23 protein-coding genes are annotated in these 25,928 nt (G+C 56.6%); 8 read left to right on the top strand and 15 right to left on the bottom strand.

The annotated features are described in order from the left end of the window. Position 1: 1 nt before the first annotated feature. The 4 genes from AOY23_RS14035 (at position 2) to AOY23_RS14020 (ending at position 3,705) form a co-directional block, all read left to right on the top strand. Positions 2–955 (top strand): ABC transporter permease, encoded by a 954-nt coding sequence (locus AOY23_RS14035; RefSeq protein WP_054179400.1) that lies wholly within the window; start codon positions 2–4, stop codon positions 953–955. Positions 956–971: 16 nt separating this feature from the next. Beyond that, on the top strand, positions 972–2,609 hold the full coding sequence (locus AOY23_RS14030) for an FGGY-family carbohydrate kinase (RefSeq protein WP_054179399.1): 1,638 nt from the start codon (positions 972–974) through the stop codon (positions 2,607–2,609). After that, on the top strand, positions 2,606–3,205 hold the full coding sequence (locus AOY23_RS14025) for a KpsF/GutQ family sugar-phosphate isomerase (RefSeq protein WP_054179398.1): 600 nt from the start codon (positions 2,606–2,608) through the stop codon (positions 3,203–3,205). The genes AOY23_RS14030 and AOY23_RS14025 overlap by 4 nt, the downstream gene beginning before the upstream one ends. A 77-nt stretch (positions 3,206–3,282) precedes the next feature. Next, complete coding sequence (locus tag AOY23_RS14020) at positions 3,283–3,705, top strand: DoxX family protein (protein WP_054179397.1); 423 nt, start codon at positions 3,283–3,285, stop codon at positions 3,703–3,705. A 44-nt stretch (positions 3,706–3,749) separates the two neighbouring features. Here the strand turns inward: AOY23_RS14020 and glyA are convergent, their stop codons facing one another. Next, positions 3,750–5,003, bottom strand: a complete 1,254-nt coding sequence (gene glyA, locus AOY23_RS14015; protein WP_054179396.1) for a serine hydroxymethyltransferase — start codon at positions 5,001–5,003, stop codon at positions 3,750–3,752. A gap of 304 nt (positions 5,004–5,307) precedes the next feature. Between glyA and hmpA the strand changes: the two genes are divergently transcribed. Beyond that, positions 5,308–6,486: an NO-inducible flavohemoprotein gene (gene hmpA / locus AOY23_RS14010; protein WP_054179395.1), complete on the top strand. Its 1,179-nt coding sequence runs from the start codon at positions 5,308–5,310 to the stop codon at positions 6,484–6,486. 47 nt (positions 6,487–6,533) lie between these two features. Here the strand turns inward: hmpA and glnB are convergent, their stop codons facing one another. The 5 genes from glnB to purL form a co-directional block, all read right to left on the bottom strand. Beyond that, complete coding sequence (gene glnB, locus AOY23_RS14005) at positions 6,534–6,872, bottom strand: nitrogen regulatory protein P-II (RefSeq protein ID WP_002438074.1); 339 nt, start codon at positions 6,870–6,872, stop codon at positions 6,534–6,536. Positions 6,873–6,950: 78 nt separating this feature from the next. Next, positions 6,951–8,288, bottom strand: coding sequence for a two-component system response regulator GlrR (glrR, locus tag AOY23_RS14000; protein ID WP_054179394.1), 1,338 nt, complete (start codon positions 8,286–8,288; stop codon positions 6,951–6,953). Continuing rightward, entirely contained in the window at positions 8,285–9,016 is a 732-nt protein-coding gene (gene qseG / locus AOY23_RS13995) for a two-component system QseEF-associated lipoprotein QseG (RefSeq protein WP_054179393.1), read from the bottom strand. The genes glrR and qseG overlap by 4 nt, the downstream gene beginning before the upstream one ends. Positions 9,017–9,033: 17 nt before the next feature. Next, positions 9,034–10,470 (bottom strand): two component system sensor histidine kinase QseE/GlrK, encoded by a 1,437-nt coding sequence (gene qseE / locus AOY23_RS13990; RefSeq protein WP_054179392.1) that lies wholly within the window; start codon positions 10,468–10,470, stop codon positions 9,034–9,036. A gap of 549 nt (positions 10,471–11,019) precedes the next feature. Then, complete coding sequence (gene purL / locus AOY23_RS13985; protein WP_054179391.1) at positions 11,020–14,907, bottom strand: phosphoribosylformylglycinamidine synthase; 3,888 nt, start codon at positions 14,905–14,907, stop codon at positions 11,020–11,022. Between the two features lie 256 nt (positions 14,908–15,163). On the opposite strand from purL, the gene mltF reads away from it, so the two are divergent. Then, the gene (gene mltF / locus AOY23_RS13980; protein ID WP_054179390.1) at positions 15,164–16,714 is read left to right on the top strand and encodes a membrane-bound lytic murein transglycosylase MltF; all 1,551 of its coding nucleotides are present in this window, start codon (positions 15,164–15,166) and stop codon (positions 16,712–16,714) included. Here the strand turns inward: mltF and tadA are convergent. After that, entirely contained in the window at positions 16,711–17,253 is a 543-nt protein-coding gene (tadA, locus tag AOY23_RS13975) for a tRNA adenosine(34) deaminase TadA (protein WP_072171007.1), read from the bottom strand. The two genes, mltF and tadA, sit on opposite strands and share 4 nt — an antisense overlap. A 27-nt stretch (positions 17,254–17,280) precedes the next feature. After that, positions 17,281–17,916 carry a phosphatidylglycerophosphatase C gene (yfhb, locus tag AOY23_RS13970; RefSeq protein WP_054179388.1) on the bottom strand — a complete coding sequence of 212 codons (636 nt, stop codon included), beginning with the start codon at positions 17,914–17,916 and terminating at the stop codon, positions 17,281–17,283. Positions 17,917–18,148: 232 nt separating this feature from the next. Here yfhb and AOY23_RS13965 point away from each other — a divergent pair, with 232 nt between their 5' ends. After that, the gene (locus AOY23_RS13965) at positions 18,149–18,997 is read left to right on the top strand and encodes a MurR/RpiR family transcriptional regulator (RefSeq protein WP_054179387.1); all 849 of its coding nucleotides are present in this window, start codon (positions 18,149–18,151) and stop codon (positions 18,995–18,997) included. A 56-nt stretch (positions 18,998–19,053) separates the two neighbouring features. Beyond that, complete coding sequence (locus AOY23_RS13960; protein ID WP_054179386.1) at positions 19,054–19,314, top strand: YfhL family 4Fe-4S dicluster ferredoxin; 261 nt, start codon at positions 19,054–19,056, stop codon at positions 19,312–19,314. 2 nt (positions 19,315–19,316) lie between these two features. Here the strand turns inward: AOY23_RS13960 and acpS are convergent, their stop codons facing one another. The 7 genes from acpS to lepA form a co-directional block, all read right to left on the bottom strand. Beyond that, complete coding sequence (acpS, locus tag AOY23_RS13955) at positions 19,317–19,697, bottom strand: holo-ACP synthase (RefSeq protein WP_054179385.1); 381 nt, start codon at positions 19,695–19,697, stop codon at positions 19,317–19,319. After that, positions 19,697–20,428: a pyridoxine 5'-phosphate synthase gene (gene pdxJ / locus AOY23_RS13950; protein ID WP_054179384.1), complete on the bottom strand. Its 732-nt coding sequence runs from the start codon at positions 20,426–20,428 to the stop codon at positions 19,697–19,699. The genes acpS and pdxJ overlap by 1 nt, the downstream gene beginning before the upstream one ends. Positions 20,429–20,461: 33 nt before the next feature. Then, positions 20,462–21,169, bottom strand: a complete 708-nt coding sequence (recO, locus tag AOY23_RS13945) for a DNA repair protein RecO (protein WP_054179589.1) — start codon at positions 21,167–21,169, stop codon at positions 20,462–20,464. A 20-nt stretch (positions 21,170–21,189) separates the two neighbouring features. After that, positions 21,190–22,095 carry a GTPase Era gene (gene era / locus AOY23_RS13940; RefSeq protein WP_054179383.1) on the bottom strand — a complete coding sequence of 302 codons (906 nt, stop codon included), beginning with the start codon at positions 22,093–22,095 and terminating at the stop codon, positions 21,190–21,192. After that, positions 22,092–22,772 carry a ribonuclease III gene (gene rnc / locus AOY23_RS13935; RefSeq protein ID WP_038157166.1) on the bottom strand — a complete coding sequence of 227 codons (681 nt, stop codon included), beginning with the start codon at positions 22,770–22,772 and terminating at the stop codon, positions 22,092–22,094. The genes era and rnc overlap by 4 nt, the downstream gene beginning before the upstream one ends. Before the next feature lie 236 nt (positions 22,773–23,008). After that, positions 23,009–23,983 (bottom strand): signal peptidase I, encoded by a 975-nt coding sequence (lepB, locus tag AOY23_RS13930; RefSeq protein WP_054179382.1) that lies wholly within the window; start codon positions 23,981–23,983, stop codon positions 23,009–23,011. 16 nt (positions 23,984–23,999) lie between these two features. Further along, positions 24,000–25,799 carry a translation elongation factor 4 gene (lepA, locus tag AOY23_RS13925; RefSeq protein WP_054179381.1) on the bottom strand — a complete coding sequence of 600 codons (1,800 nt, stop codon included), beginning with the start codon at positions 25,797–25,799 and terminating at the stop codon, positions 24,000–24,002. Between the last annotated feature and the right edge of the window lie 129 nt (positions 25,800–25,928).

The following is a 25,928-nucleotide window of genomic DNA, read 5'->3' as shown; positions in this document are numbered from 1 at the left end:
GATGAAAGCATTCGCAAGACGCTTACCCGGTGATGCCATCATTCGCCTGCAGTGCGTGATCATTATTGTCGTGGCGGTGGTTTTTTCCCTGCTGCTCGGCGGTCGCTTTTTCAGCATCGCCAATTTCCAGTCCATCAGTTCGCAATTGCCGATTCTCGGCATGCTGGCGCTGGGGATGGGCATCACCATGCTGACCGGCGGGATTAACCTGTCGATCATTGCCAGCGCCAACGCCTGTTCGCTGGCGATGGCCGCGGTGATTGTCAGCCATCCGGATAACCCGCTGTTTGTCGTGCTGGCGCTGCTGGCGGGCCTGCTGGTGGCAGTGGCTATCGGCACGCTGAACGGGGCGCTTATCGCCTGGGTTGGCGTCTCGCCGATCCTCGCCACCCTCGGCACCATGACGCTGATTTCCGGGCTCAATATTTTGCTCTCCAACGGGACGGTGATTTCCGGCTTCCCGGAGGTGATTCAGTTTTTCGGTAACGCCATGGTGCTGGGTATTCCCGTTGCGCTGCTGCTGTTTATTCTGGTCGCGGTACTGCTGTGGGTGCTGCTTGAGCACACCACGCTCGGCCGCAGCCTGTACCTCGTGGGGTCGAACGAACAGGCCACCCGTTACAGCGGCGTGAATACCATCCGGGTACAGATTTCCGTGTATGTCATCTCCGCGCTACTGGGCTGGGCGGCGGCCATTCTGATGATGGCGAAGTTCAATTCCGCCAAAGCCGGTTATGGCGAATCTTACCTGCTGGTGACCATTCTGGCATCCGTGCTGGGCGGTATTAACCCGGACGGCGGCTTCGGCCGGGTGATTGGTCTGGTGCTGGCGCTGGTGGTGCTGCAAATGCTGGAGAGCGGCTTTAATTTGCTGGGGATCAGCAGCTATCTGACGATGGCGCTCTGGGGCGCTGTGCTGATCCTCTTTATCGCATTACAGAATCGTAAAGCCTGATTTCAGGAGAAGAATAATGGCGAGTTACTTCATTGGTGTAGATGTAGGTACCGGAAGCGCCCGCGCAGGCGTGTTTGACCTGAACGGCAGGATGGTAGGACAAGCGAGCCGGGCCATTGAGATTTATCGCCCGCAGGCCGATTTCGTTGAACAATCCTCGGACAATATCTGGCAGGCGGTCTGCAACGCGGTGCGCGATGCGGTCAATCAGGCCGACATCAACCCGATTCAGGTCAAAGGATTAGGCTTTGACGCCACCTGTTCGCTGGTGGTGCTGGATAAAGAAGGCAAGCCGCTGACCATCAGCCCCTCCGGGCGCAGCGAGCAGAATATCATCGTGTGGATGGATCACCGCGCCATCTCCCAGGCTGATCGTATCAACGCCCTGCACCACCGGGTGCTGGATTACGTCGGCGGGATTATCTCCCCGGAAATGCAGACGCCAAAACTGTTGTGGCTGAAACAGCATATGCCGAACACCTGGGCGAATGCCGGATACTATTTCGACTTGCCGGATTTCCTCACCTGGCGCGCCACCAACGATGACACGCGCTCGTTGTGCTCCACCGTCTGTAAGTGGACCTATATGGGTCACGAAGACAAATGGGACGCCAGCTACTTCCGCGAGATTGGGCTGGAAGATTTGCTGGAGCATGATGCGGAAAAAATTGGCCGCTATGTGAAAACCATGGGCGAGCCGCTCGGCCACGGCCTGACGCAGCGCGCCGCCAGCGAAATGGGGCTGATCCCCGGCACGGCGGTCAGCGTGTCGATTATCGATGCGCATGCCGGGACGCTCGGCACCCTGGGCGCCAGTGGCGTGTCGGGCGACGTGGCGGATTTCGACCGCCGCATTGCGCTGATTGGCGGCACCTCAACGGGGCATATGGCCATCTCCCGGCAGCCGCGGTTTATTGGCGGCGTCTGGGGTCCCTATTATTCTGCCGTGCTGCCGGATTACTGGCTCAACGAAGGCGGGCAGTCAGCGACCGGGGCGCTTATCGACCATATTATTCAGTCGCACCCCTGCTATGAGACGCTGCTGGCGCAGGCCAAAACCCAGGGACACACCATTTACGAAGCGCTGAATGCATTGTTGCGCAAGATGGCTGGCGAGCCGGAGAACATCGCTTTCCTGACCCGCGATATTCACATCCTGCCCTACTTCCACGGCAACCGTTCACCGCGCGCCAACCCGACGCTCACCGGCACAATGACCGGCCTGAAGCTGTCGCGCACCCCGGAAGATATGGCGCTGCATTATCTGGCGACTATTCAGGCCATCGCCCTTGGCACGCGGCATATCATCGAAACCATGAATCAGAGCGGTTACGCCATTGACACCATCATGGCGAGCGGTGGCGGCACCAAAAACCCGATCTTCGTACAAGAGCATGCGAATGCCACCGGCTGCGCCATGCTGTTACCGGAAGAGAGCGAAGCCATGCTGCTCGGCGGGGCGATGATGGGTACGGTGGCGGCGGGCGTCTTCGAGACCTTCCCGGAAGCGATGTCAGCGATGAGTCGCATCGGTAAAACGGTGACGCCGCAGACCAACCGCATCAAACAGTATTACGACCGGAAATATCAGGTGTTCCACGAGATGTATCAGGACCATATGAAATACCGCCAGCTGATGCAGGAGGGCGCATGACCCGCCCGTGGCAACAGGCCACCGATACGTGGAAACTCTACAGTGACGCGCTGGCCGGGTTGGGTCAGCACCTCGACGAGGCCGTCTGGCAGCAACTGATGGCGGAGTTGCGCGGCTGCAAAGGCAAAATTGTGGTCACCGGCGTTGGCACCTCCGGCATTGCGGCGCGCAAAATTGCCCATATGTTCGCCTGCGTCGAACGCCCGGCCATCTACCTGAGCGCCACCGACGCCGCCCATGGCGATCTCGGCTTTCTGCGTGCTGATGATCTGCTGATTATGCTCTCGCGTGGCGGTAACTCGGACGAGCTGACTCGCCTGCTGCCGGGGCTGGCGAGCCGTAATGTGCCGGTGATTAGCGTGACGGAAAACCCGGCGTCAGCGATAGCGCAGGCCTCACGGCTGGTGATCTCCACTGGCGTGCAGCGTGAAGCCGATCCCCTCGACATGCTGGCAACCACCTCGATTGTGCTGGTGCTGGCGATTTTCGACGCCGCCTGCGTCTGCCTGATGCACGAGAGCGGGTATTCGAAAGAGACCCTGCTGGCGGTTCATCCGGGGGGCGATGTGGGGTTAACGTTGCGTCAGGAGCCGTAATATCACCAGTGAGCGGCATGGCAGAGCAGGAAAATGTGTATTACGTTTAAATCACACCTGTTTAAGAGGGAACTGTCATGCAATCGCTTCGCTATTTTGAGTTTGGTCAGTCACGCCATCTGTTGCTGTTGATCGCCCGCATCGCCATCGTGCTGCTGTTCATCCTTTTCGGTTATCCGAAAATGCTCGGTTTCAGCGGTACCGTGCAGTATATGGCCAGCTCCGGCGCGCCGTTGCCGACGCTGTCGGCGATTATTGCGATCATTATGGAAGTCCCGGCGGCGATCCTCATCGTGCTCGGTTTTTTCACCCGTCCGCTGGCGGTGATTTTCATTTTTTATACGCTGGGAACGGCGGTGATTGGTCACCACTACTGGGATATGAGCGGCGACGCGGTGGTGCCGAATATGATTAATTTCTATAAAAACGTGAGCATCGCCGGCGCGTTTCTCCTGCTGGCGATCACCGGGCCGGGGGCGATTTCCCTCGACCGACGCTAGAAAAAGTAAAGGCCGCTGACGCGGCCTTTTTTATTGCAGTCTGATTATGCGTAAACCGGGAAGCGGGCGCAGATATCCAGCACTTTGCCCTTAATACGCTCGATGTTCGCTTCGTCGTTGATGTTGTCCAGCACATCACACATCCAGCCTGCCAGCTCTTTCACTTCCGCTTCTTTAAAGCCGCGGCGGGTGACAGCCGGAGAGCCGATACGAACACCGGAGGTGACAAACGGGCTCTTCGGATCATTCGGGACGCTGTTTTTGTTCACGGTGATGTTGGCACGACCCAGCGCGGCATCAGCTTCTTTACCGGTCAGGTTTTTGTCGACCAGATCCAGCAGGAACAGGTGGTTTTCAGTACCGCCAGACACCACTTTGTAGCCACGTTTCAGGAACACTTCCACCATCGCTTTGGCGTTTTTCGCTACCTGCTGCTGGTAAACTTTGAACTCTGGCTCCATCGCTTCTTTCAGCGCCACGGCTTTCGCCGCGATAACGTGCATCAGCGGGCCGCCCTGTGCGCTTGGGAACACCGCAGAGTTCAGTTTCTTGTACAGCTCTTCGTCACCGCCTTTCGCCAGGATCAGGCCGCCACGCGGACCCGCCAGGGTTTTGTGGGTCGTGGTGGTCACCACGTGCGCATGCGGAACCGGGTTCGGATACACGCCTGCGGCAATAAGACCGGCGACGTGCGCCATATCGACGAACAGGTATGCGCCGATGCTGTCAGCGATTTCACGCATTTTTGCCCAGTCAACAATACCGGAGTACGCAGAGAAACCACCGATGATCATCTTCGGTTTGTGGGTCTGCGCCTGCTTCGCCATGTCGTCGTAGTCAATTTTACCGGTCTCATCAATACCGTAAGGAATGATGTTGTACAGTTTGCCAGAGAAGTTAACCGGAGAGCCGTGCGTCAGGTGACCGCCTTGCGCCAGGTTCATACCCAGAACGGTATCGCCCGGTTGCAGCAACGCAGTATACACCGCGAAGTTGGCCTGAGAGCCGGAGTGCGGCTGCACGTTCGCGTAGTCAGCGCCGAACAGTGCTTTCGCACGGTCGATCGCCAGTTGCTCAACGATATCCACATATTCGCAGCCGCCGTAGTAGCGTTTGCCCGGATACCCTTCCGCGTATTTGTTGGTCAGCTGAGATCCCTGCGCCTGCATCACGCGCGGGCTGGTGTAGTTTTCGGAGGCGATCAGTTCAATGTGCTCTTCCTGACGTACTTTTTCCTGCTCCATAGCCTGCCACAGTTCGGCATCATAATCGGCAATGTTCATTTCACGCTTTAACATCCGCATCTCCTGACTCAGCTAACGATAGAATTTCAACCCTGAAAAGGGGTCCGTTTTGGACAACGGCCCACAGTATAACTGATTAGTTCTGCGATAACAGGTCTTGACAAAGTAATTTACGCAAACGATTACGTCGTGATCCCACAAGGAGTTGAGGAATAAAGCACTTCTCATTACTTAAGGATTTCTTTTCAGGTTTGTGATGCAAATTTTTCACGCAGCAAAGATCCATTTACAACGTAGGGACATTTTTATAAGATGCATTTAAAATGCATCATTAAAGTAACATAAAAAGGAAGCTGCTATGCTCGACGCGCAAACCATCGCTACGGTTAAATCCACCATCCCTCTTCTGGTCGAAACCGGCCCTAAACTCACCGCCCATTTTTACGATCGCATGTTCACCCATAACCCGGAGCTCAAAGAGATTTTCAACATGAGCAACCAGCGTAATGGCGATCAGCGCGAAGCCCTGTTCAACGCCATCGCCGCTTACGCCAGCAACCTTGATAATCTGGCGGCGCTGTTACCGGCGGTAGAAAAAATCGCCCAGAAACACACCAGTTTCCAGATCAAACCCGAGCAGTACAACATTGTTGGCAGCCACCTGCTGGCGACCCTTGATGAGATGTTCAGCCCGGGCCAGGAAGTGCTCGACGCGTGGGGCAAAGCCTATGGCGTGCTGGCGGGCGTGTTCATCAACCGTGAAGCGGAGCTTTATCAGCACAACGCCAGTAAACAGGGCGGCTGGGAAGGCACACGCGCATTCCGACTCGTCAGCAAAACCCCGCGCAGTGCGCTCATCACCAGCTTCGAGTTCGAACCGGTAGACGGCCAGCCGGTGGCGGATTATCAGCCGGGGCAGTATCTCGGTGTCTGGCTGAAGCCGGAAGGGTTTGCACATCAGGAAATTCGTCAGTACTCACTGACCCGCAAGCCGGACGGCAAACGCTATCGCATCGCCGTGAAACGCGAAAACGGCGGTCAGGTTTCTGAATGGCTGCATGACAGCGCCAGCGTCGGCGATGTGGTACATCTGGCGGCACCAGCAGGTGATTTCTTTATGCACGTTGAACCGACAACGCCGGTGACGCTGATTTCCGCAGGCGTGGGTCAGACGCCGATGCTGGCGATGCTGGATACACTGGCGCACACCGATCATCAGGCACAGGTGAACTGGTTTCACGCCGCTGAGAACGGCAATGTTCACGCTTTTGCCGATGAAGTGGCGGCGCACGGTAGCAAATTGCCCAACTTCAGCGCCCACACCTGGTATCGCATTCCGCAGGAAGGTGATCGCTTTGACAGCGAAGGGATGATGGATTTAACGGCGCTGGAAGGTCAGTTTACCGATCCGCAGACTCAGTTTTATCTCTGCGGTCCGGTCGGTTTCATGCAGTTTGCCGCGAAGCAACTGGTGACGCTGGGAGTGAGCCAGGATCATATTCATTACGAATGTTTCGGCCCACATAAAGTGCTGTAAAGAGGAATGGCATCCCCTCTCCCGTGGCGGCGAGGGGACGTTTTTTATCAGATTGCCGCGTCGTCTTCTTCGCCCGTACGAATACGAACCACCCGTGCGACATCAAAGACAAAAATCTTACCATCGCCAATCTTGCCGGTCTGTGCGGTACGAATGATCGTGTCCACGCAGGTATCGACGATGTCGTCGGTCACGACGATTTCAATTTTCACCTTCGGCAGAAAATCCACCATGTATTCCGCGCCACGATACAGCTCTGTATGCCCCTTCTGACGGCCAAAGCCTTTCACTTCCGTCACCGTCATCCCGGTAATACCGACTTCTGCCAGCGCTTCACGCACGTCGTCGAGTTTGAAGGGTTTAATAATCGCATCAATCTTTTTCATGGTGTTCCTGTCTTTATACGCGTAACCGGTTGCCTACCGTATCATATCGCCGGAAAAAGTCGTCTGAAAATTGTGGTACTACTCTTTAAAATCATTTGCGTCCAGCTCGTGGCGGGACAGCAGCTTGTAGAACTCCGTACGGTTGCGCCCCGCCATTCGCGCCGCATGGGTCACGTTACCGCGGGTGATCTGCAACAGCTTGCGCAGGTAGTTGAGCTCGAACTGGTTACGCGCCTCGACAAAGGTCGGCAGCGCGGTGTTTTCGCCTTCCAGCGCCTGCTCCACCAGCGCATCGCTGATGACCGGCGAGGAGGTCAGCGCCACGCACTGCTCAATGACGTTCACCAGCTGGCGCACGTTACCGGGCCAGCTCGCCGCCATCAGACGTTTCATCGCATCGGTGGAAAACGCGCGCACAAACGGCTTGTGCCTGTCCGCCGACTGACGCAGCAGATGATTCGCCAGCAGCGGAATGTCTTCCGTACGTTCAGCCAGCGCCGGAATTTTCAGGTTCACGACATTCAGTCGATAGAACAGATCTTCACGAAATTCACCGCGCGCCATCGCTTTTGGCAGGTCACGGTGCGTGGCGGAAATGATACGCACGTCGATGTCGATATCCCGGTTGCTGCCCAGCGGCCGTACTTTCCGTTCCTGCAGTACGCGCAGCAGTTTGACCTGCAACGAAATCGGCATGTCGCCGATCTCATCAAGAAACAGCGTGCCGCCTTCCGCCGCCTGGAACAGCCCTTCACGGTTGCTCACCGCGCCGGTAAAGGCGCCGCGCGCATGACCAAACAGTTCTGATTCCAGCAACTGTTCCGGTAAGGCGCCGCAGTTAATGGCGATAAACGGTTTCGTGCTGCGCGAGCTGGCGTTGTGGATCGCCTGGGCAAAAATCTCTTTCCCGGTGCCGCTCTGCCCGACGATCAACACGCTGACATCCGATTGCGCCACCATTCTGGCCTGCTCCAGCAGGCGCAGCATCAGCGGACTACGGGTGACGATAGATTCCCGCCACTGGTCGTCACCAGCGGGCGCCGAATGCTCCAGCGCCTCGTCAATGGCTTTGTACAGCGCGTCACGGTCGACGGGTTTGGTGAGGAAACTGAACACGCCCTGTTGCGTGGCGCTGACCGCTTCCGGGATCGAGCCGTGCGCAGTGAGGATGATCACCGGCATTCCCGGCTGCATCTTCTGGATCTCGGCAAACAATTGCAGGCCGTCCATCTCATCCATTCGCAGATCGCTGATCACCAGGTCTATCTTTTCCCGTGCCAGCACGCGCAACCCTTCCTGACCACTCTCCGCGGTGACGACGCTGTAACCTTCACTGCTGAGCCGCATGCCAAGCAGCTTGAGCAGGCCGGGATCGTCATCAACCAGTAACAGGCGGGCAGGCTTGCGGGTGATCATGGCTTATCCTCATCAGACGGAACGTCATCTTTCGTGGCCGGGGGTTTCTCCCCTGCATGACTGGCGTCCGGATTGAAATTTCCGGCGGGTTTGCGGGTGGAAAGCTGACGTTCAATATCCGTCAGGTTCTCCAGTTTTCGGGTGGTGAGATCCAGTTGCGAGCGCAGGTGCTGCTGTTGCTGGCGCAGAATGTCCAGCTCGCTGTCGCTGGTTTGCTGCAGTTTCGCATAGCGTGAACGCTCGTCAGAGAGTTGCAGTTGCGACGCCTGTCCGTCACGCCAGAGCTCGAACAGCGGGCGCACCTGAGTGGGGATTTGACGGCTCTGGGCATCCATGTGCGCCAGCAACTCGCGGCGTTCGACCGGGTTAATTTTGGCATTCCCCAGCAGAATGCCGCGCTTGAACGCCTCCTGCCAGCGCTCGCCATCAAGCATCCGGGCTTCCGTGCGCGCCTGTTCCGGCGTTAAACGTTCCGCGCAGTCAATGCCGCGCAGCCAGTAGAGCGGGTTTTTGTCGGTGACTTCACCGCTGAGTGACCAGATATCGGCACAATCGGTCGACAGGAAATCAGCGACCTGTTGCTGTGGCAGGTTTTCGTCTATTTTATCGCCAACGGCGTGATGAATCAGGCCCGATGAACATCCGGCCAGCATCAGGCTGGACATTGCCGGGAAGATGACGCGACGCCAGCGCATCGCGTTAAAAATTGATGCTAAGAAATGGGACATATTCACCAGACTGAAATTTATTTGTGTGTGTGTTCTGGCCCGAAGGCAGGGAGCTCGATGCGAAAACAGACGTCGCCCGCGCTGTCATCCACAAGATTGAGTTCACCGTGCATGCGGCGGACGCAATCTCTGGCAATGCTTAATCCCAGCCCACTCCCTTTTACTGCACCTTTACGCTGATGGCTCCCCTGGTAGAACGGTTCAAAAATCATCCCGCGTTCGGCCTCAGGTATTGGTGTTCCCGTGTTCACAACCTCAATGCGGACCTTCTCGCCCAGGGTACGGCTGCGAATATAAATGTTACCGGATTCAGCACCGTAGTGCACCGCATTAGAGTAGAGATTATCCAGCACGCTCATTAACAGCATCGGCTCGGCATGACACTCGCGTGCGGCGAGCATCACCTCGGTATGCATCATTTTAGCCCGTGCCGGTAAACTGTGGGCGGAGATGACCATTTCCACCAGCGAGGCGATGTCGACATTTTCCATTTCCGTCGCGCTGTCAGCCAGTTTGCGGTTGTAGTCCAGCAACTGTTCAATCAGCTTTTGCAGATTGCGGCTGCTGTCATCAAGGATGTCGACCACCTCTTTTTGTTCCGGCGTCAGCGTACCGACCACCTGGTCCGCCAGCAATTCAGTGCCTTCACGCATACTGGCGAGCGGCGTTTTCAGTTCATGGGAAAGGTGACGCAAAAACTGGTGACGCTGCGATTCCAGCCAGGCAAGACGCTCACTCAGCCAGATGATGCGCTGCCCGACCGAGCGCAGCTCACGAGGCCCTTTGAACACCACGGTATTCCCCAGCGACCGCCCTTCCCCCAGCCGGTTGATCATCCGCTCGATGCCTTTCACCGGGCCGATAATCATGCGGGTGAACAGCAATACCATCAGCAGACTCACCAGAAACAGCACCAGCGCCTGCCAGCCAAAGAACTGCCCGCGCTCGGCAATGGCGTGCTGGAGTTGCTGTCCGCGCGAGAAAACCACCGTACGGGTGGCCTGTACCATTTCGGTGTTCGCGCTGGCGAACGCTTCCAGCCGTGCTGCGGACGGCGCGTCCGGCCCGCTGTTTTTACACTGGATGGTTTCCAGCGCGTCCAGATCTTCACGCAGCGACTGGTACAGTTTGTCGTCCGGCAGAATGCCCGCGTGCGCGTCCAGCATCTCGGCATAGCGCCGCCGCTGGCTCTGGTAAACCTTCGCCAGCGTCGCGTCATCCAGCACACAGTACTGACGATAGCTGCGCTCCATTTCCAGCGCCACGTTGGTCATCGCTTCGCTGCGGCGGGCGTCAATCAGTGTGGTGCGGTTCGTTTGCGCCGCCTGCGCGCTCAGCGTGTTCAGGCTCTGCCACGCCTGCCAGGCCAGCACCAGCAACGGCAGCAGGATCAGCAAAAAGGAGAGCATGACCAGCTGACGCAGCGAACGGGGAAAAAGAGACCAGCGTTTCAATGATTTCGTCTCAACATATAAGCATGCAGGAAGGTTAACTGAGGACGAGGTACAGATACAACAAAGCCGGGTAAAAACCCGGCTTTGTCATGGAATAAGGCGGTGCCTAACTCGACGTTTCGCCCGGAGGTTGATATAGCTACGCTGATATCAGAAGTTGGACGGCAGGCACCTGTTTGTGCGTCATTCGAGGTTTATGTAGCACGTCCCGAAGGGGCTGACATAAGAGAGTGAATGAGCCACTGCCAGTTATTATGCACTAAGCATGCCATCCTTCAAAACTATTTATTAACATTATGATATCTATGTCTTTTATTGATAATCAACGAGACATCAGTCTGGTATATTTTTTAACCACGGTGTCTCTGATTAGCAACAGCATCATCCCGCTTTATTAACACCGTTATAAATCAACAGGTTAAATGTCTCTTTTTGGCGACACCGGAAGGATGGGATTGTCGCAATTCCCCGACAGAGATAAAAAAGCGAAAAATCGAACCACAGGCCGGGCAAACGTAGTGCCGCCCGGCGCTATCGCGATATCCGCGTTTAACCCAGTTGTTTACGCGCGTTGCGGAAGATGCGCATCCACGGGCTGTCCTCGCCCCAGTTTTCCGGGTGCCAGGAGTTCGATACCGTACGGGCAACGCGTTCCGGGTGCGGCATCATGATGGTGACGCGACCGGTTTCACTGGTGACCGCGGTGATCCCGTTCGGCGAGCCGTTCGGGTTCGCCGGATAGGTTTCGGTGACGTTACCAAAGTTATCCACGTAACGCAGCGCTACCAGCCCTTTGCTTTCCAGCGATGCCAGATGCGCGTCATCACGCACCTCCACGCGACCTTCGCCATGCGAAACGGCGATCGGCATCTGCGAGCCCACCATGCCCTGCAACAGCAGCGACGGGCTTTGCGTCACTTCCACCAGGCTGAAACGCGCTTCGAAGCGGTCGGAGTGGTTACGCACGAAACGTGGCCACAGCGAGCTGCCTGGAATCAGCTCACGCAGATTGGACATCATCTGGCAGCCGTTACAGACACCCAGCGCCAGCGTCTGCGGACGGTGGAAGAAGGTTTCGAACTCATCGCGAACACGGCTGTTAAAGAGGATGGATTTCGCCCAGCCTTCACCCGCGCCCAGTACGTCACCGTAAGAGAAACCGCCACAGGCCACCAGCGTCTGGAAATTGCCCAGCCCGATGCGCCCAGCCAGCAGATCACTCATGTGGACGTCGATGGCGTCGAAACCAGCGCGGTGGAATGCTGCCGCCATTTCCACATGGGAGTTAACGCCCTGCTCACGCAGTACAGCCACTTTCGGACGTGCGCCGGTGGCAATATACGGTGCCGCGACATCCTCGTCGATGTCGAAGCTGAGCGTCACGTTCAGGCCCGGATCGTTATCGTTGGCTTTCGCGTTGTGCTCCTGATCGGCGCATTCCGGGTTATCGCGCAGGCGCTGCATCTGCCAGGTGGTTTCTGCCCACCACAGACGAAGCTGCGCGCGGCTTTCGCGGTAAACACTGTGACCGTCCGCCTCGATGATGAATTGATCACCCACCACCGCCTGGCCGAGATAGTGAACGCAGTCGCCAAGACCGTGCGTCGCCAGCAGCGCTTCAACGGCGTCCCGATCCGCGGCGCGAACCTGAATTACCGCGCCCAGCTCTTCATTAAACAACGCTGCCAGATGATCCTCGCCCAGTGCGGCGATATCCACCTGTACGCCACAGTGACCGGTAAAGGCCATTTCCGCCAGCGTCACCAGCAGACCACCATCGGAGCGGTCGTGATAAGCCAGCAGCTTACGTTGCGCCACCAGCGCCTGCATGGCGTCGTAGAAACCTTTCAGTTGCGCGACATCACGCACGTCGGCCGGTGTGTCGCCAAGCTGACGATAGACCTGCGCCAGCGCCGTTGCGCCGAGCGCGTTACGGCCCTGACCGAGATCGATAAGCAGCAGCGCGTTATCCTCGGTAGAGAGCTGCGGCGTCACGGTGCGACGCACATCTTCCACGCGGGCAAACGCGGTGATCACCAGCGACAGCGGCGACGTCATTTCGCGCTGCTCGCTGCCTTCCTGCCAGCGGGTTTTCATCGACATTGAGTCTTTGCCCACCGGAATGGTCAGCCCCAGCGCCGGACACAACTCCTCACCCACCGCTTTGACAGCTTCATACAGACCCGCGTCTTCACCCGGATGCCCTGCCGCCGCCATCCAGTTAGCGGAAAGCTTGATGCGTTTGATGTCGCCAATCTGCGTCGCCGCGATGTTGGTCAGCGCTTCGCCGACGGCCAGACGCGCCGAGGCGGCAAAATCAAGCAGCGCAACCGGCGCACGTTCGCCCAGCGCCATCGCTTCGCCGTAGTAGCTGTCGAGGCTGGCGGTGGTCACCGCGCAGTTCGCCACCGGTACCTGCCACGGGCCAACCATCTGATCGCGCGACACCATACCGGTGACGGTACGGTCGCCGATGGTGACGAGGAAGGTTTTTTCCGCTACCGCCGGAAGATGCAGCACGCGGTTTACCGCGTCAGCAACAGTAATCTCCTGGCGGTTCAGCGCATCACCTTTGGCGGTGAGCGTCGTGACGTTGCGGGTCATCTTCGGCGTTTTGCCGAGCAGCACGTCCAGCGGCATATCAATCGGCTGATTGTCGAAATGACGGTCGTTCAGCGTCAGGTGCTGTTCTTGTGTCGCTTCACCAATCACAGCGTACGGCGCACGCTCGCGACGGCACAGCGCATCAAACAGCGACAGTTGATCGGCGGAGACCGCCAGCACATAGCGTTCCTGTGATTCGTTACACCAGATTTCCAGTGGGCTCATGCCCGGTTCGTCGCTCAGGATGTCGCGCAGTTCAAAGCGACCGCCGCGACCACCGTCGCTGACCAGCTCCGGCATGGCGTTAGACAAACCGCCTGCGCCGACGTCGTGGATAAACAGAATCGGGTTATCGTTGCCCATCTGCCAGCAGCGGTCGATGACCTCCTGGCAGCGGCGCTCCATTTCCGCGTTGTCACGCTGAACGGAGGCAAAATCGAGATCGGCATCAGACTGACCAGAAGCCATCGAAGAGGCGGCACCGCCGCCGAGACCGATGTTCATCGCCGGGCCGCCCAGCACGATCAGTTTCGCACCCGGCGGGATCTCGCCTTTCTGCACATGGTCAGCACGGATGTTACCAATACCGCCCGCCAGCATGATCGGTTTGTGATAACCGCGCAGCTCTTCGCCATTGTGGCTGTTCACTTTTTCTTCGTAGGTGCGGAAATAGCCGTTCAGCGCCGGACGACCAAATTCGTTATTGAACGCCGCGCCGCCGAGCGGGCCTTCGGTCATGATATCCAGCGCGGTCACGATGCGATCCGGCTTACCGAAATCTTCTTCCCACGGCTGTTCAAAACCCGGAATACGCAGGTTAGAGACCGAGAAACCCACCAGCCCGGCTTTCGGTTTTGCGCCGCGACCGGTCGCGCCTTCATCACGAATTTCACCGCCGGAGCCCGTTGCAGCGCCCGGCCACGGCGAAATCGCCGTCGGGTGGTTGTGCGTTTCGACCTTCATCAGGATATGCGCCGCTTCCTGGTGGAAATCGTAGCGCCCGGCGTCGTGATCGGCAAAGAAACGCCCGACCTCAGAACCTTCCATCACTGCCGCGTTGTCTTTATAGGCAGACAGCACGTGATCCGGCGTTTTCTCGAAGGTGTTTTTGATCATTTTGAACAGCGATTTAGGCTGCTGTTCGCCGTCGATCACCCAGTCGGCGTTAAAGATTTTATGACGGCAGTGCTCGGAGTTGGCCTGCGCGAACATATAGAGTTCGATGTCGTTCGGGTTACGACCGAGTTTTTCAAATGCGGCCTGCAGATAATCAATTTCGTCATCCGCCAGTGCGAGGCCGAGACGCAGGTTAGCGTCGATCAGCGCCTGACGCCCCTGTCCCAGCAGGTCGACCGCGGTGACCGGCGCGGGCTGATGATGAGCAAACAGGGTTTCTGCTTCATCCAGAGAGGTAAACACGCTCTCCATCATGCGATCGTGCAGCTCTGCCGCCACCGTGTTCCACTGTTCCGGGGTCAGCGTGCTCGCCTCAACATACCAGGCGACGCCGCGCTCCAGACGAACCACCTGCGATAATCCGCAGTTACGGGCGATGTCGGTTGCTTTGGAAGACCAGGGGGAGATGGTGCCGGGGCGAGGTGTGACAAGCAGCAGTTTTCCGGTGGGGGCATGGCTGCTCAGGCTCGGGCCATACTTGAGTAGACGTTCAAGCCGGGCATGTTCTTCACCGGCGAGCGGCGCGCTCAGTTCGGCAAAATGAACATATTCAGCGTAGATATCGCTGACCGGAAGGTTGGCTGCCTGGAAGCGCGTCAGTAATTTGTTGATCCGAAATGCCGACAGTGCAGGCGAACCTCGCAGAATTTCCATCATAAGTCTCTCGTCTTCTGGGTTTCAGTGTACGCAAGGGGGGAAAACGGGCGTCATTATAGAGGATCCTGGGCGGCGACGTAACCGTTTGCGTCGAAATAAAATCGCCGCTTTATTTTGTCAATTGGTGTGACTTATCTCTCTAATTAGTTGCCAACTGGCGCATTGTTAAGCAAAATGCCGCTCACATATCTCAATCTCCCTGACATCATTATGGTAACTGCTGACTGATATTCACTCAGCGCAGAGAATTAACTAATTGAAAAAATTAAAGATTAATTATCTGCTTATCGGCGTTGTTGCTCTGCTGCTGGCAGCGGCCCTTTGGCCATCTATTCCCTGGTTCGGCAAAGCCGATAATCGCATCGCGGCGATTCAGTCGCGGGGTGAGCTGCGCGTCAGTACCATCGCCTCGCCGCTGACCTGGAGTAACATCAATAATAAAAATGTCGGCCTGGATTATGAGCTGGCACAACAGTTCGCCAATTATCTTGGCGTGAAGCTGACCGTCACCGTTCGCCAGAACATCAGCGAGCTGTTTGACGATCTCGATAACGACGACGCCGATATGCTGGCCGCCGGGCTGGTGTATAACACCGAACGTGTGAAAAACTACCAGTCGGGCCCCATCTACTACTCCGTGTCACAACAACTGGTCTACAAAGTGGGGACGCCTCGCCCGCGCTCGCTGGAAAATCTCAACGCACAACAGCTAACCATTGCGCCGGGGCATGTCGCCATTAACGATTTACAGGCGCTGAAGGAAAAAAAGTACCCCAATCTCTCCTGGACGGTGGATGATAAACGCGGCACGGTGGCGCTGATGGAAGAGGTGATTGAAGGCAAAATCAATTACACCATCGCCGATTCAGTGGCCATCAGCCTGTTCCAGCGCGTGCACCCTGAACTTGCCGTGGCGCTCGATGTTACCGATGAACAGCCGGTGACGTGGTTCAGTCTGAAAGACGAGGACAATACCTTGTCGGCGGCCATGCTCGACTTCTTCAATAATATTAATGAAGACGGCACGCTGGCCCGCCTGGAAGAGAAGTATCTGGGTCACGGCGAAGACTTTGATTATGTCGATACCCGATCTTTCTTGCGCGCGGTCGACAGCACCCTGCCCGACCTGCAACCGATGTTTGAAAAATATGCCCAGGAGATCGACTGGCGTCTGCTGGCGGCTATCTCTTATCAGGAATCGCACTGGGATCCGCTGGCGACCTCGCCGACCGGGGTTCGCGGCCTGATGATGCTGACCAAAAACACCGCCCAGAGTCTCGGCCTGACCGACAGAACCGACGCCGAGCAGAGCATCAGCGGCGGGATGCGCTATCTGCAGGACATGATGAGCAAGGTGCCGGACACGGTGCCGCAGGAGGAGCGGATCTGGTTTGCGCTGGCGGCCTACAACATGGGCTATGCGCATATGCTGGACGCCCGGGCGCTGACAGCGAAGCAGAAAGGCAATCCTGACAGCTGGGCGGATGTGAAGCAGCGGCTGCCGTTGCTCAGCCAGAAGCCGTACTACAGCAAACTGACCTACGGCTACGCGCGCGGACATGAAGCGTATGCGTACGTAGAGAATATCCGCAAGTATCAGATAAGCCTGGTGGGATATCTGCTGGAGAAAGAGAAAAAAGCGGCGCAGGCGGTACAGATTGCGCAGGATTACCCGGCGGTGTTACCAGAGGAGCTTAATCATAAGCGGTTGGGCATGCTGCCGCTTATCTCGATCTTCCCGGATATGCAGGGCGGGCCGTTACAGGTAAAAACACCCCGCTTACTGGTCGACGTGCCTCGTCATTAAGAAGCGTCTTGCGCGCTGGCGGCTTTCTTCAGCGCTTTTTTCTCTGCCCGGCGATGGCGGAAAAAATCACTTAACAGGGCGGCGCAGTCGTCGCTCAACACCCCTTCGATTATGTCAACCCGATGATTCATTCCCGGATGATGCAGCACGTCAATGAGTGACCCGGCGGCGCCGGTTTTGGCGTCCCGCGCGCCGAACACCAGTTGCCCGATGCGGCTGTGCACCATCGCGCCTGCGCACATCACGCACGGCTCCAGCGTGACATACAGCGTGGTGTCGATCAGACGGTAGTTTTGCAGCACCGCCCCGCCCTGCCGCAGCGCCATGATTTCCGCATGCGCAGTCGGATCGTGGCGGCCAATCGGGCGATTCCAGCCCTCGCCAATCACCTGATTGTTGTGCACCAGCACCGCGCCAACCGGCACTTCACCTTCATCCCAGGCGCGTTTAGCCAGCGTCAACGCATGGCGCATCCAGTATTCATGGTTGTGTTCGTTGTCGGACACGTCGGGCACTCCAGAAATGACAGCGGGGCGCATTATACACAGCCGTTATTGATTTACCCACTATTCCAGTTGTTGCAGCTCACCACGCGGCGTGACGCGCCAGCGGTGCTCACAATAGCTGAGCAACGGGTTGTCCTGATGGCTGTCGCTGTAGCCACTGTACAGGCGCAGCGGTGAACCGATTTTACGTTCCAGTTGCACCACTTTTTCATAGCCCAGACAGCGCAAGGTTAATACCCAGCCACCGTGACGGCGTTCGATCTGGCTGGCGATCACGTTCACCCGCGGCAGCCAGAGCGTGTCGAAATAGACTTTTTCCACCAGCGACCGCGGCGAGCCGGTGATCAGCCACACATCGGCATCTGAGCTGGTGAGATATTGCGTCAGCCGCTCATGCACCACCGGAAACGTGGTCACATTTTCACGAAACCAGGCAACAAATTTGGTTTCTTTCGCCCGCAGGCTTTTTTCGCTGTGACCAAACGTGCAGGCCCACAGCAACAGGCTCATCGGCCAGCGCGCGGCGCGGCCTTTGATCCCCAGTGCGACAGCCACCACCGGCAGCACCGGGATCACCAGCAGCAGATTCAGCGGCTGATGACGCAACAGATAACGGACAAAACTGCCGAACAGATCCTGCTGATGCAGCGTTCCGTCCAGATCAAAAAAAACGACTCGACGCTCGTTGTTGACCACACTTCACTCCTGGAAATCATTCACCGGCAATCCTGATCCATAGCCTAACAGAGATAACCTCACATTTCCGAAAACCAGTCGTAATCGGGCTTTATCTCTCCGGAAAGACAGCGTATCCTGTTGATTAAAATAATAAATAGCCTAAAAACGCAACAAATCAAGCGCTTTTCAGGTCACAGTTATTCATCCTGATGCCCTATAATTGAATAAAAAATTCTGACAGGCAGGCTTAATGAATTGTTTAATCCGCATCCGCCAGCGCTACCCTGGGCTGGCGCAAAGCGATAAAAAACTGGCTGATTTTATTCTCGCTCAGCCCGACGAGGCTCGCCATCTCAGCTCACAGCAACTGGCGAAGGAAGCCGGTGTCAGCCAGTCCAGCGTGGTAAAGTTCGCGCAAAAATTAGGTTTCAAAGGGTTTCCGGCGCTCAAGCTGGCGCTCAGTGAGGCGCTGGCGAGCCATCCGCATCCGCAATCCGTGCCGGTTCATAACCTGATCCGCGGCGATGATCCGTTGCGACTGGTGGGCGAGAAACTGATCAAAGATAACATTGCGGCGATGCACGCCTCGCTGGACGTGAATGCGGAAGATAAATTGCTTGAGAGCGTGGCGCTGTTGCGCGATGCGCGGCGGATTATCCTGACCGGGATCGGCGCTTCCGGTCTGGTGGCGCGGAATTTTAGCTGGAAGCTGATGAAAATTGGCCTCAATGCCGTCGCTGAGCAGGATATGCATGCGCTGCTGGCGACCGTGCAGGCCATGGAGCCGCAGGATCTGCTGCTGGCTATATCCTATTCCGGCGAACGCCGGGAAATTAATCTGGCGACCGAAGAGGCGCTGCGCGTCGGCGCGAAAGTCCTCGCCATCACCGGTTTTTCACCGAACACGCTGCAGCAGAAAGCCAGCCATTGCCTCTATACCATCGCTGAAGAACAGGCGACGCGCAGCGCCGCGATTTCGTCCACCAGCGCGCAGATGATGCTGGCCGATTTACTGTTTATGGCGCTGGTGCAGCAGGATCTGGAACATGCGCCGGAGCGTATTCGCCACAGCGAAGCATTAGTGAAAAAACTGGTCTGAACAGGGAATGAGGGTATAATGCCCGCCCTGTTTGTGTTGTTTCCGGAAATTTCCTGATGGCGCTGTTAATCACCAAAAAATGCATCAATTGCGATATGTGCGAACCGGAATGTCCGAATGAGGCCATTTCGATGGGTGACAGCATTTATGAGATTAACAGCGATCGCTGTACCGAATGCATCGGTCACTACGAGACGCCAACCTGCCAGAAAGTGTGCCCTATCCCTAATACTATCCTGAAGGATCCGGCGCACACCGAAACAGAAGAGCAACTGTGGGATAAGTTCGTTCAGTTGCACCACGCCGATAAAATCTGACCTCAGCTTTCGATGATCACCGTCGCGCAGGCATAGTGGCGTTCGTCCGCCAGCGTGACGTGGATAGTCACCACGCCCAGACTCTCCGCCAGACTTTTGGCTTCGCCCCACAGACGCAGCCGGGGTTTGCCCAGCGCATCGTTGTACACTTCGAACTGGTTAAACGCCAGACCGTTACGAATGCCGGTACCAAACGCTTTCGCCGCCGCTTCTTTGACAGCAAAACGTTTTGCCAGGAAACGCACCGGCTGTTGGTGCGATCCCCAGATGGCCCATTCGTTATCGCTCAGCACGCGCCGCGCCAGACGATCGCCGCTACGGGCGATCACCGATTCGATACGGGCGATTTCGACGATATCTGTCCCTAAGCCCAGAATAGCCATTATTTGCGCGCTTCCAGCATCAGGCGTTTCATTTCGGCCACCGCCTCTTTCAGACCGCACATGACGGCGCGACCAATAATCGCGTGGCCGATGTTCAGCTCATGCATTTCCGGCAACGCGGCAATCGCTTTGACGTTGTGATAGGTCAGCCCATGCCCGGCGTTGACTTTCAGCCCGAGGCTCGCTGCGTAGGTCGCGGCGTTGGCGATACGCTCCAGTTCACAGGCCTGCGTGGCATCGTCTTTTGCGTCCGCGTAGCAGCCGGTATGAATTTCAATGTACGGCGCGCCGACTTCCGCAGCGGCTTTGATCTGTTCAACGTCGGCATCAATAAACAGCGAAACCTGAATACCGGCATCCGCAAGACGCTGGCAGGCATCACGCATTTTTTCGCGCTGCCCGGCGACATCCAGCCCGCCCTCGGTGGTCACTTCCTGACGCTTTTCCGGCACCAGGCAGCAGAAATGCGGTTTTGTCTCGCAGGCAATCTTCACCATTTCGTCGGTGACGGCCATTTCAAGGTTCATGCGCGTGTTCAGCGTCTGACGCAAGAGGCGAACGTCGCGATCGGTAATGTGGCGTCGATCTTCACGCAAATGCACAGTGATGCCATCCGCGCCCGCCTGCTCGGCAATAAATGCCGCCTGTACCGGATCCGGATACGCCGTTCCGCGCGCGTTGCGCAGGGTGGCAATATGATCAATGTTGACGCCTAACAGTAATTCAGCCATGACAATCCTCGGTATTATTTTCGTTCGTGTCACTCACCGCTTCGGCATGAACTGCCGGAACAGCTCGCGGCTTTTGAGCGGCTTTCCCCCCAGGTAGGGTTTCAGCGCAATACGGGTAAAGCGTTTCGCTGCGCGCAACGTGTCGGCATCCGGAAATTCGCGGCTGGCGAGCGCTTTCAGATGGTGCCCGGTAAAGGTGTTGTTATCAATCACCATGCTGGCAATAAAGCCCTTTTCTTCACGGTAGCGATAGGTCATGGTGTCGTCCACCGGCTCACCGCTCCCGGCGCAGTGCAGAAAATCGACGCCATATCCCAGATGCCCCAGCAACGCCAGTTCAAAGCGGCGCAGCGTCGGTTCCGGCGAACCGCTCCCGCCTGCCAGCGACTGGATACAATGCAGGTAATCAAAGAACAGTTCAGAGAAGCGAGTCTCATGCTCGAGCACGCGGGCGATCAATTCGTTGACGTACAGTCCGCTGTAGAGCGCGATGCCACTCAAAGGGAGCGCCAGTGAGACGGCTTCCGCGTTGCGTAGCGTTTTGACTTCACCACGCCCGCCAAAGCGGACCAGCAGAGGGGTAAAGGGTTGCAGGGCGCCCTTCAGACTGGAGCGTTTAGAACGTGCGCCTTTGGCAACCAGGCGCACGCGGCCAGACTCTTCCGTGAAGACGTCCAGCATCAGGCTGGTTTCGCGCCAGGGACGGCTATGGAGGACGAAAGCGCGTTGCCACCCATCCACTTCCATAGAGTATGTTACTCTCAGAGATCGTCTACATAGCCAAGACTACGCAGCGCGCGTTCGTCGTCGGCCCAGCCGGATTTCACCTTCACCCACAGTTCCAGGTGAACCGGTACTTCGAACATCTCTTGCATATCTTTGCGGGCTTCGATACCGATGGTTTTGATTTTGGCGCCTTTGTTGCCAATCACCATCTTCTTCTGCCCTTCACGCTCAACGAGGATCAGCCCGTTGATGTCGTATCCGCCGCGTTCGTTGGTCTGGAAGCGTTCAATTTCAACGGTCACAGAGTACGGCAGTTCGGCGCCCAGGAAGCGCATCAGCTTCTCACGGATGATTTCAGACGCCATGAAGCGCTGAGAACGGTCGGTGATGTAATCTTCCGGGAAATGGTGGACAGCTTCCGGCAGATGTTTACGCACGATACCGGCGATGGTATCGACATTCAGCCCGGTTTCTGCGGAGATCGGCACGATATCGAGGAAGTTCATCTGGCTGCCGAGGAACTGCAGATGCGGCAGCAGATCCGCTTTTTCCTGCACGTTGTCGACTTTGTTGACCGCGAGGATCACCGGCGCTTTGCCTTCACGCAGCTTGTTCAGCACCATTTCGTCATCCGGCGTCCAGCGGGTGCCTTCGACCACGAAAATGACCAGTTCGACGTCACCGATGGAACTGCTCGCCGCTTTGTTCATCAGGCGGTTGATCGCGCGCTTTTCTTCCATGTGCAGACCCGGGGTATCGACGTAAATGGCCTGATACGCCCCTTCCGTGTGAATCCCGACGATGCGGTGACGGGTGGTCTGTGCTTTACGGGAAGTGATGGAGATCTTCTGCCCGAGCAGATTATTCAGCAATGTGGATTTGCCAACGTTCGGACGACCAACGATGGCGATAAATCCGCAGTAGGTTTTTTCTTCGCTCATTCCAGCTCCAGCTTCTTCAGCGCCTGTTCGGCGGCGGCCTGCTCAGCCTTGCGACGGCTGGAACCTGTGCCAACCACCGGTTCGCTCAGGCCACTGACCTGGCAGTGGATCGTAAATTCCTGATCGTGGGCTTCGCCACGCACCTGCACCACCAGATAGGTCGGCAACGGCAGATGACGTCCCTGCAAATATTCCTGCAGGCGCGTTTTCGGATCTTTTTGTTTATCGCCCGGACTGATTTCGTCCAGACGCGTCTGATACCAGGAGAGGATCAGCTTCTCGACATTCTGAATATCGCTGTCGAGGAAGACACCGCCAATCAGCGCTTCGACCGTATCGGCAAGAATAGATTCGCGACGAAAACCACCGCTTTTCAATTCGCCAGGCCCAAGACGCAGACACTCACCCAGTTCAAATTCGCGGGCGATTTCCGCCAGCGTATTACCGCGAACCAGCGTGGCGCGCATACGGCTCATATCACCTTCGTCAACCCGGGGGAAGCGGTGATAAAGCGCGTTGGCAATCACATAACTTAAAATTGAATCGCCCAGAAATTCCAGACGTTCATTGTGTTTGCTGCTGGCACTGCGGTGGGTTAATGCCTGTTGCAACAGCTCCTGATGATGAAAAGTGTAGCCCAGCTTCCGTTGAAGCCGATTAATTACGATGGGGTTCATGCGTTACCAATAAATGAATGCGTCAACAATTCAGCACACGAAACCGACCTGAAAAAGCATCACCAACGCGGTTTCGTGTGCCGTGGCTCCCTTGCAGGAGACAACCAAAACTTTCGGGGGAATATTCTATACACAACGGGAAAGGAAGTCGTTAGTCAGAACCGATTTATATCTTAAATAATTCATGTTGCCGCCATTGCCTGGCGACAACATGAACGGAGGGGAGAAAAAAAGAATTAGTGGATGCCGCCAATACGGCTCAGACGCACGCCCGTCGGCCATTCACCTTCTTGTTTTTCGAAGCTCATCCAGATCCCCACGGCGCGGCCAACGAGGTTCGCTTCCGGGACAAACCCCCAGTAGCGGCTGTCAGCGCTGTTATCGCGGTTGTCACCCATCATAAAGTACTGGCCGGGCGGCACAATCCAGGTCGCCAGCGGCTGGCCCGCCTGCTGGTAATACATGCCCAGTTGATCCTGCGCGATCGGCACGGTCAGAATACGGTGAGTCACTTCGCCCAGCGTCTCTTGACGTTCCGTCAGACGAATACCATTTTCTTTGCTTTCACCTTTCGGCAATTCCCAGAAACCGCTGGTCGCCTCGCCACCGTTACGACGGGCGAACGTCTGCACGAAATCACTCGGCTCGACGTTGGAGTAAGTCACCGGCAGCGCATTACCGCACGCCTGACCGGAGCTGCAACCTGGCTGGATAGTGACTTCTTTCGCCACCGGATCGTACGTGACTTTATCGCCCGGCAGACCGACGGCGCGTTTGATGTAATCCAGACTCGGCTCTTCCGGGTATTTAAAGACCACGATATCGCCGCGTTTCGGATGACCGGTTTCGATCAACGTGTTCTGGTAAATCGGATCTTTAATGCCGTACGCGAATTTCTCCACGAGGATAAAATCGCCAATCAGCAGTGTTGGCATCATCGAACCTGAGGGGATCTGGAAGGGTTCATAAATAAAAGAACGCACCACCAGCACGATCGCCAGCACCGGGAAAATCGATGCGCCAGTTTCCAGCCAGCCCGGTTTCGGACCGACTTTCTTCAGCGTTTTTTTGTCCAGTTGATCGCCGGTCGCCGCCTGCGCCGCAGCCTGGCGCTCACGACGTTTTGCTGCGAAAAAGAACTTATCCAGGCACCAGAGCAACCCTGTTATCAGGGTCGCGATCACCAGGATTACGGCAAACTTGTTCGCCATGCCAACTCCTTAAGGGTTATTTACCGTCTTTACCGACATGCAGAATGGCGAGGAATGCTTCCTGCGGCAGCTCAACGTTACCGACCTGCTTCATTCGCTTCTTACCTTCTTTCTGTTTCTGCAGCAGCTTTTTCTTACGGCTCACGTCACCACCGTAACATTTTGCCAGAACGTTTTTACGCAACTGTTTCACGGTAGAGCGCGCAATAATGTGGTTACCAATTGCCGCCTGGATAGCGATATCAAATTGCTGACGCGGGATCAGCTCTTTCATCTTCTCGACCAGCTCACGCCCACGGTATGGCGCGTTATCGTTGTGGGTGATCAGCGCCAGCGCATCGACACGCTCGCCGTTGATCAGCACATCCACGCGCACCATGTTGGAGGCCTGGAAACGCTTGAAGTTGTAATCCAGCGACGCATAGCCGCGGGAGGTTGACTTCAGACGGTCGAAGAAGTCGAGGACCACTTCCGCCATCGGGATTTCATAGGTCAGCGCCACCTGATTGCCGTGGTAAACCATGTTGGTCTGCACGCCGCGTTTTTCCACGCAAAGGGTGATGACGTTACCGAGATACTCCTGCGGCAACAGCATGTGACACTCAGCGATAGGCTCGCGCAGTTCGTTAATGTTGTTCAGCGGCGGCAGCTTGGACGGGCTGTCGACGTAAACCACTTCTTTGTTGGTCATCTCAACTTCGTACACTACCGTCGGCGCGGTGGTGATGAGATCCAGATCGTATTCACGTTCCAGACGCTCCTGGATGATCTCCATGTGCAGCAAACCGAGGAAGCCACAGCGGAAACCGAAGCCCAGCGCTGTGGAGCTTTCCGGCTCGTAAAACAGGGAAGCATCGTTCAGGCTCAGCTTGCCAAGCGCATCGCGGAAGGCTTCGTAATCATCAGAGCTGACCGGGAACAGACCGGCATACACCTGCGGCTTCACTTTTTTAAAGCCCGGTAAGGCTTTATCGGCAGGATTACGCGATTGCGTCAGGGTATCCCCCACCGGCGCGCCAAGAATGTCTTTAATCGCACACACCAGCCAGCCCACTTCGCCGCATTTCAATTCGGTACGATCCACCTGTTTTGGCGTAAAGATGCCAAGACGATCGGCGTTGTACACCTGACCGGTGCTCATCACCTTAATTTTGTCGCCTTTGCGCAGCGTGCCGTTTTTAACGCGCACCAGTGAAACGACGCCCAGATAGTTATCAAACCAGGAGTCGATGATCAGGGCCTGCAGCGGTGCGTTTTCGTCACCTTCCGGCGCCGGGATATCACGCACCAGGCGCTCCAGCACATCCTGAACGCCAACGCCGGTTTTCGCCGAGCAGCGCACCGCATCGGTGGCGTCAATGCCGACGATATCTTCAATCTCTTCCGCCACACGCTCAGGGTCAGCGGCAGGCAAATCGATTTTGTTCAGAACCGGAACCACTTCCAGGTCCATTTCAATGGCGGTATAGCAGTTCGCCAGCGTCTGGGCTTCAACCCCCTGCCCGGCGTCAACCACCAGCAGCGCGCCTTCGCACGCGGCCAGAGAACGAGAGACTTCATAGGAAAAGTCAACGTGGCCCGGGGTATCGATAAAATTCAGCTGATAAGTTTCGCCATCGGAGGCTTTATAATCGAGCGTCACGCTTTGCGCTTTAATCGTAATGCCGCGCTCGCGCTCCAGGTCCATGGAGTCGAGAACCTGCGCTTCCATTTCACGATCAGAAAGGCCACCGCAAATCTGGATGATGCGGTCAGACAGCGTCGACTTACCGTGGTCGATATGAGCAATGATCGAAAAGTTACGTATGTTCTTCATATATTAATTAATTATGCCTTACGAATACCTTGAGGCCGCTGTTCTGTGCCTGACGTTGTGTCGTTCGAAAACGCCGCATTCTACACTACATCGCTACAACCAGGAAATGCTCTTCCGGTAAGCTTAGCG

Source organism: Trabulsiella odontotermitis, from assembly GCF_001297775.1.
Lineage (GTDB): Bacteria > Pseudomonadota > Gammaproteobacteria > Enterobacterales > Enterobacteriaceae > Trabulsiella > Trabulsiella odontotermitis.
Note: the sequence above shows the minus strand (reverse complement) of the source record. Positions and strands in the feature narration are given on the sequence as shown.

Excerpts from the sequence above, each read along its gene's own strand:
- AOY23_RS14035 (WP_054179400.1), top strand. The coding sequence starts at position 2 with ATGAAAGCATTCGCAAGACGCTTACCCGGTGATGCCATCATTCGCCTG.
- AOY23_RS14030 (WP_054179399.1), top strand. The coding sequence starts at position 972 with ATGGCGAGTTACTTCATTGGTGTAGATGTAGGTACCGGAAGCGCCCGC.
- AOY23_RS14025 (WP_054179398.1), top strand. The coding sequence starts at position 2,606 with ATGACCCGCCCGTGGCAACAGGCCACCGATACGTGGAAACTCTACAGT.
- AOY23_RS14020 (WP_054179397.1), top strand. The coding sequence starts at position 3,283 with ATGCAATCGCTTCGCTATTTTGAGTTTGGTCAGTCACGCCATCTGTTG.
- glyA (WP_054179396.1), bottom strand. The coding sequence starts at position 5,003 with ATGTTAAAGCGTGAAATGAACATTGCCGATTATGATGCCGAACTGTGG.
- hmpA (WP_054179395.1), top strand. The coding sequence starts at position 5,308 with ATGCTCGACGCGCAAACCATCGCTACGGTTAAATCCACCATCCCTCTT.
- glnB (WP_002438074.1), bottom strand. The coding sequence starts at position 6,872 with ATGAAAAAGATTGATGCGATTATTAAACCCTTCAAACTCGACGACGTG.
- glrR (WP_054179394.1), bottom strand. The coding sequence starts at position 8,288 with ATGATCACCCGCAAGCCTGCCCGCCTGTTACTGGTTGATGACGATCCC.
- qseG (WP_054179393.1), bottom strand. The coding sequence starts at position 9,016 with ATGTCCCATTTCTTAGCATCAATTTTTAACGCGATGCGCTGGCGTCGC.
- purL (WP_054179391.1), bottom strand. The coding sequence starts at position 14,907 with ATGATGGAAATTCTGCGAGGTTCGCCTGCACTGTCGGCATTTCGGATC.
- tadA (WP_072171007.1), bottom strand. The coding sequence starts at position 17,253 with ATGCGCCCCGCTGTCATTTCTGGAGTGCCCGACGTGTCCGACAACGAA.
- AOY23_RS13965 (WP_054179387.1), top strand. The coding sequence starts at position 18,149 with ATGAATTGTTTAATCCGCATCCGCCAGCGCTACCCTGGGCTGGCGCAA.
- AOY23_RS13960 (WP_054179386.1), top strand. The coding sequence starts at position 19,054 with ATGGCGCTGTTAATCACCAAAAAATGCATCAATTGCGATATGTGCGAA.
- acpS (WP_054179385.1), bottom strand. The coding sequence starts at position 19,697 with ATGGCTATTCTGGGCTTAGGGACAGATATCGTCGAAATCGCCCGTATC.
- pdxJ (WP_054179384.1), bottom strand. The coding sequence starts at position 20,428 with ATGGCTGAATTACTGTTAGGCGTCAACATTGATCATATTGCCACCCTG.
- era (WP_054179383.1), bottom strand. The coding sequence starts at position 22,095 with ATGAGCGAAGAAAAAACCTACTGCGGATTTATCGCCATCGTTGGTCGT.
- rnc (WP_038157166.1), bottom strand. The coding sequence starts at position 22,772 with ATGAACCCCATCGTAATTAATCGGCTTCAACGGAAGCTGGGCTACACT.
- lepB (WP_054179382.1), bottom strand. The coding sequence starts at position 23,983 with ATGGCGAACAAGTTTGCCGTAATCCTGGTGATCGCGACCCTGATAACA.
- lepA (WP_054179381.1), bottom strand. The coding sequence starts at position 25,799 with ATGAAGAACATACGTAACTTTTCGATCATTGCTCATATCGACCACGGT.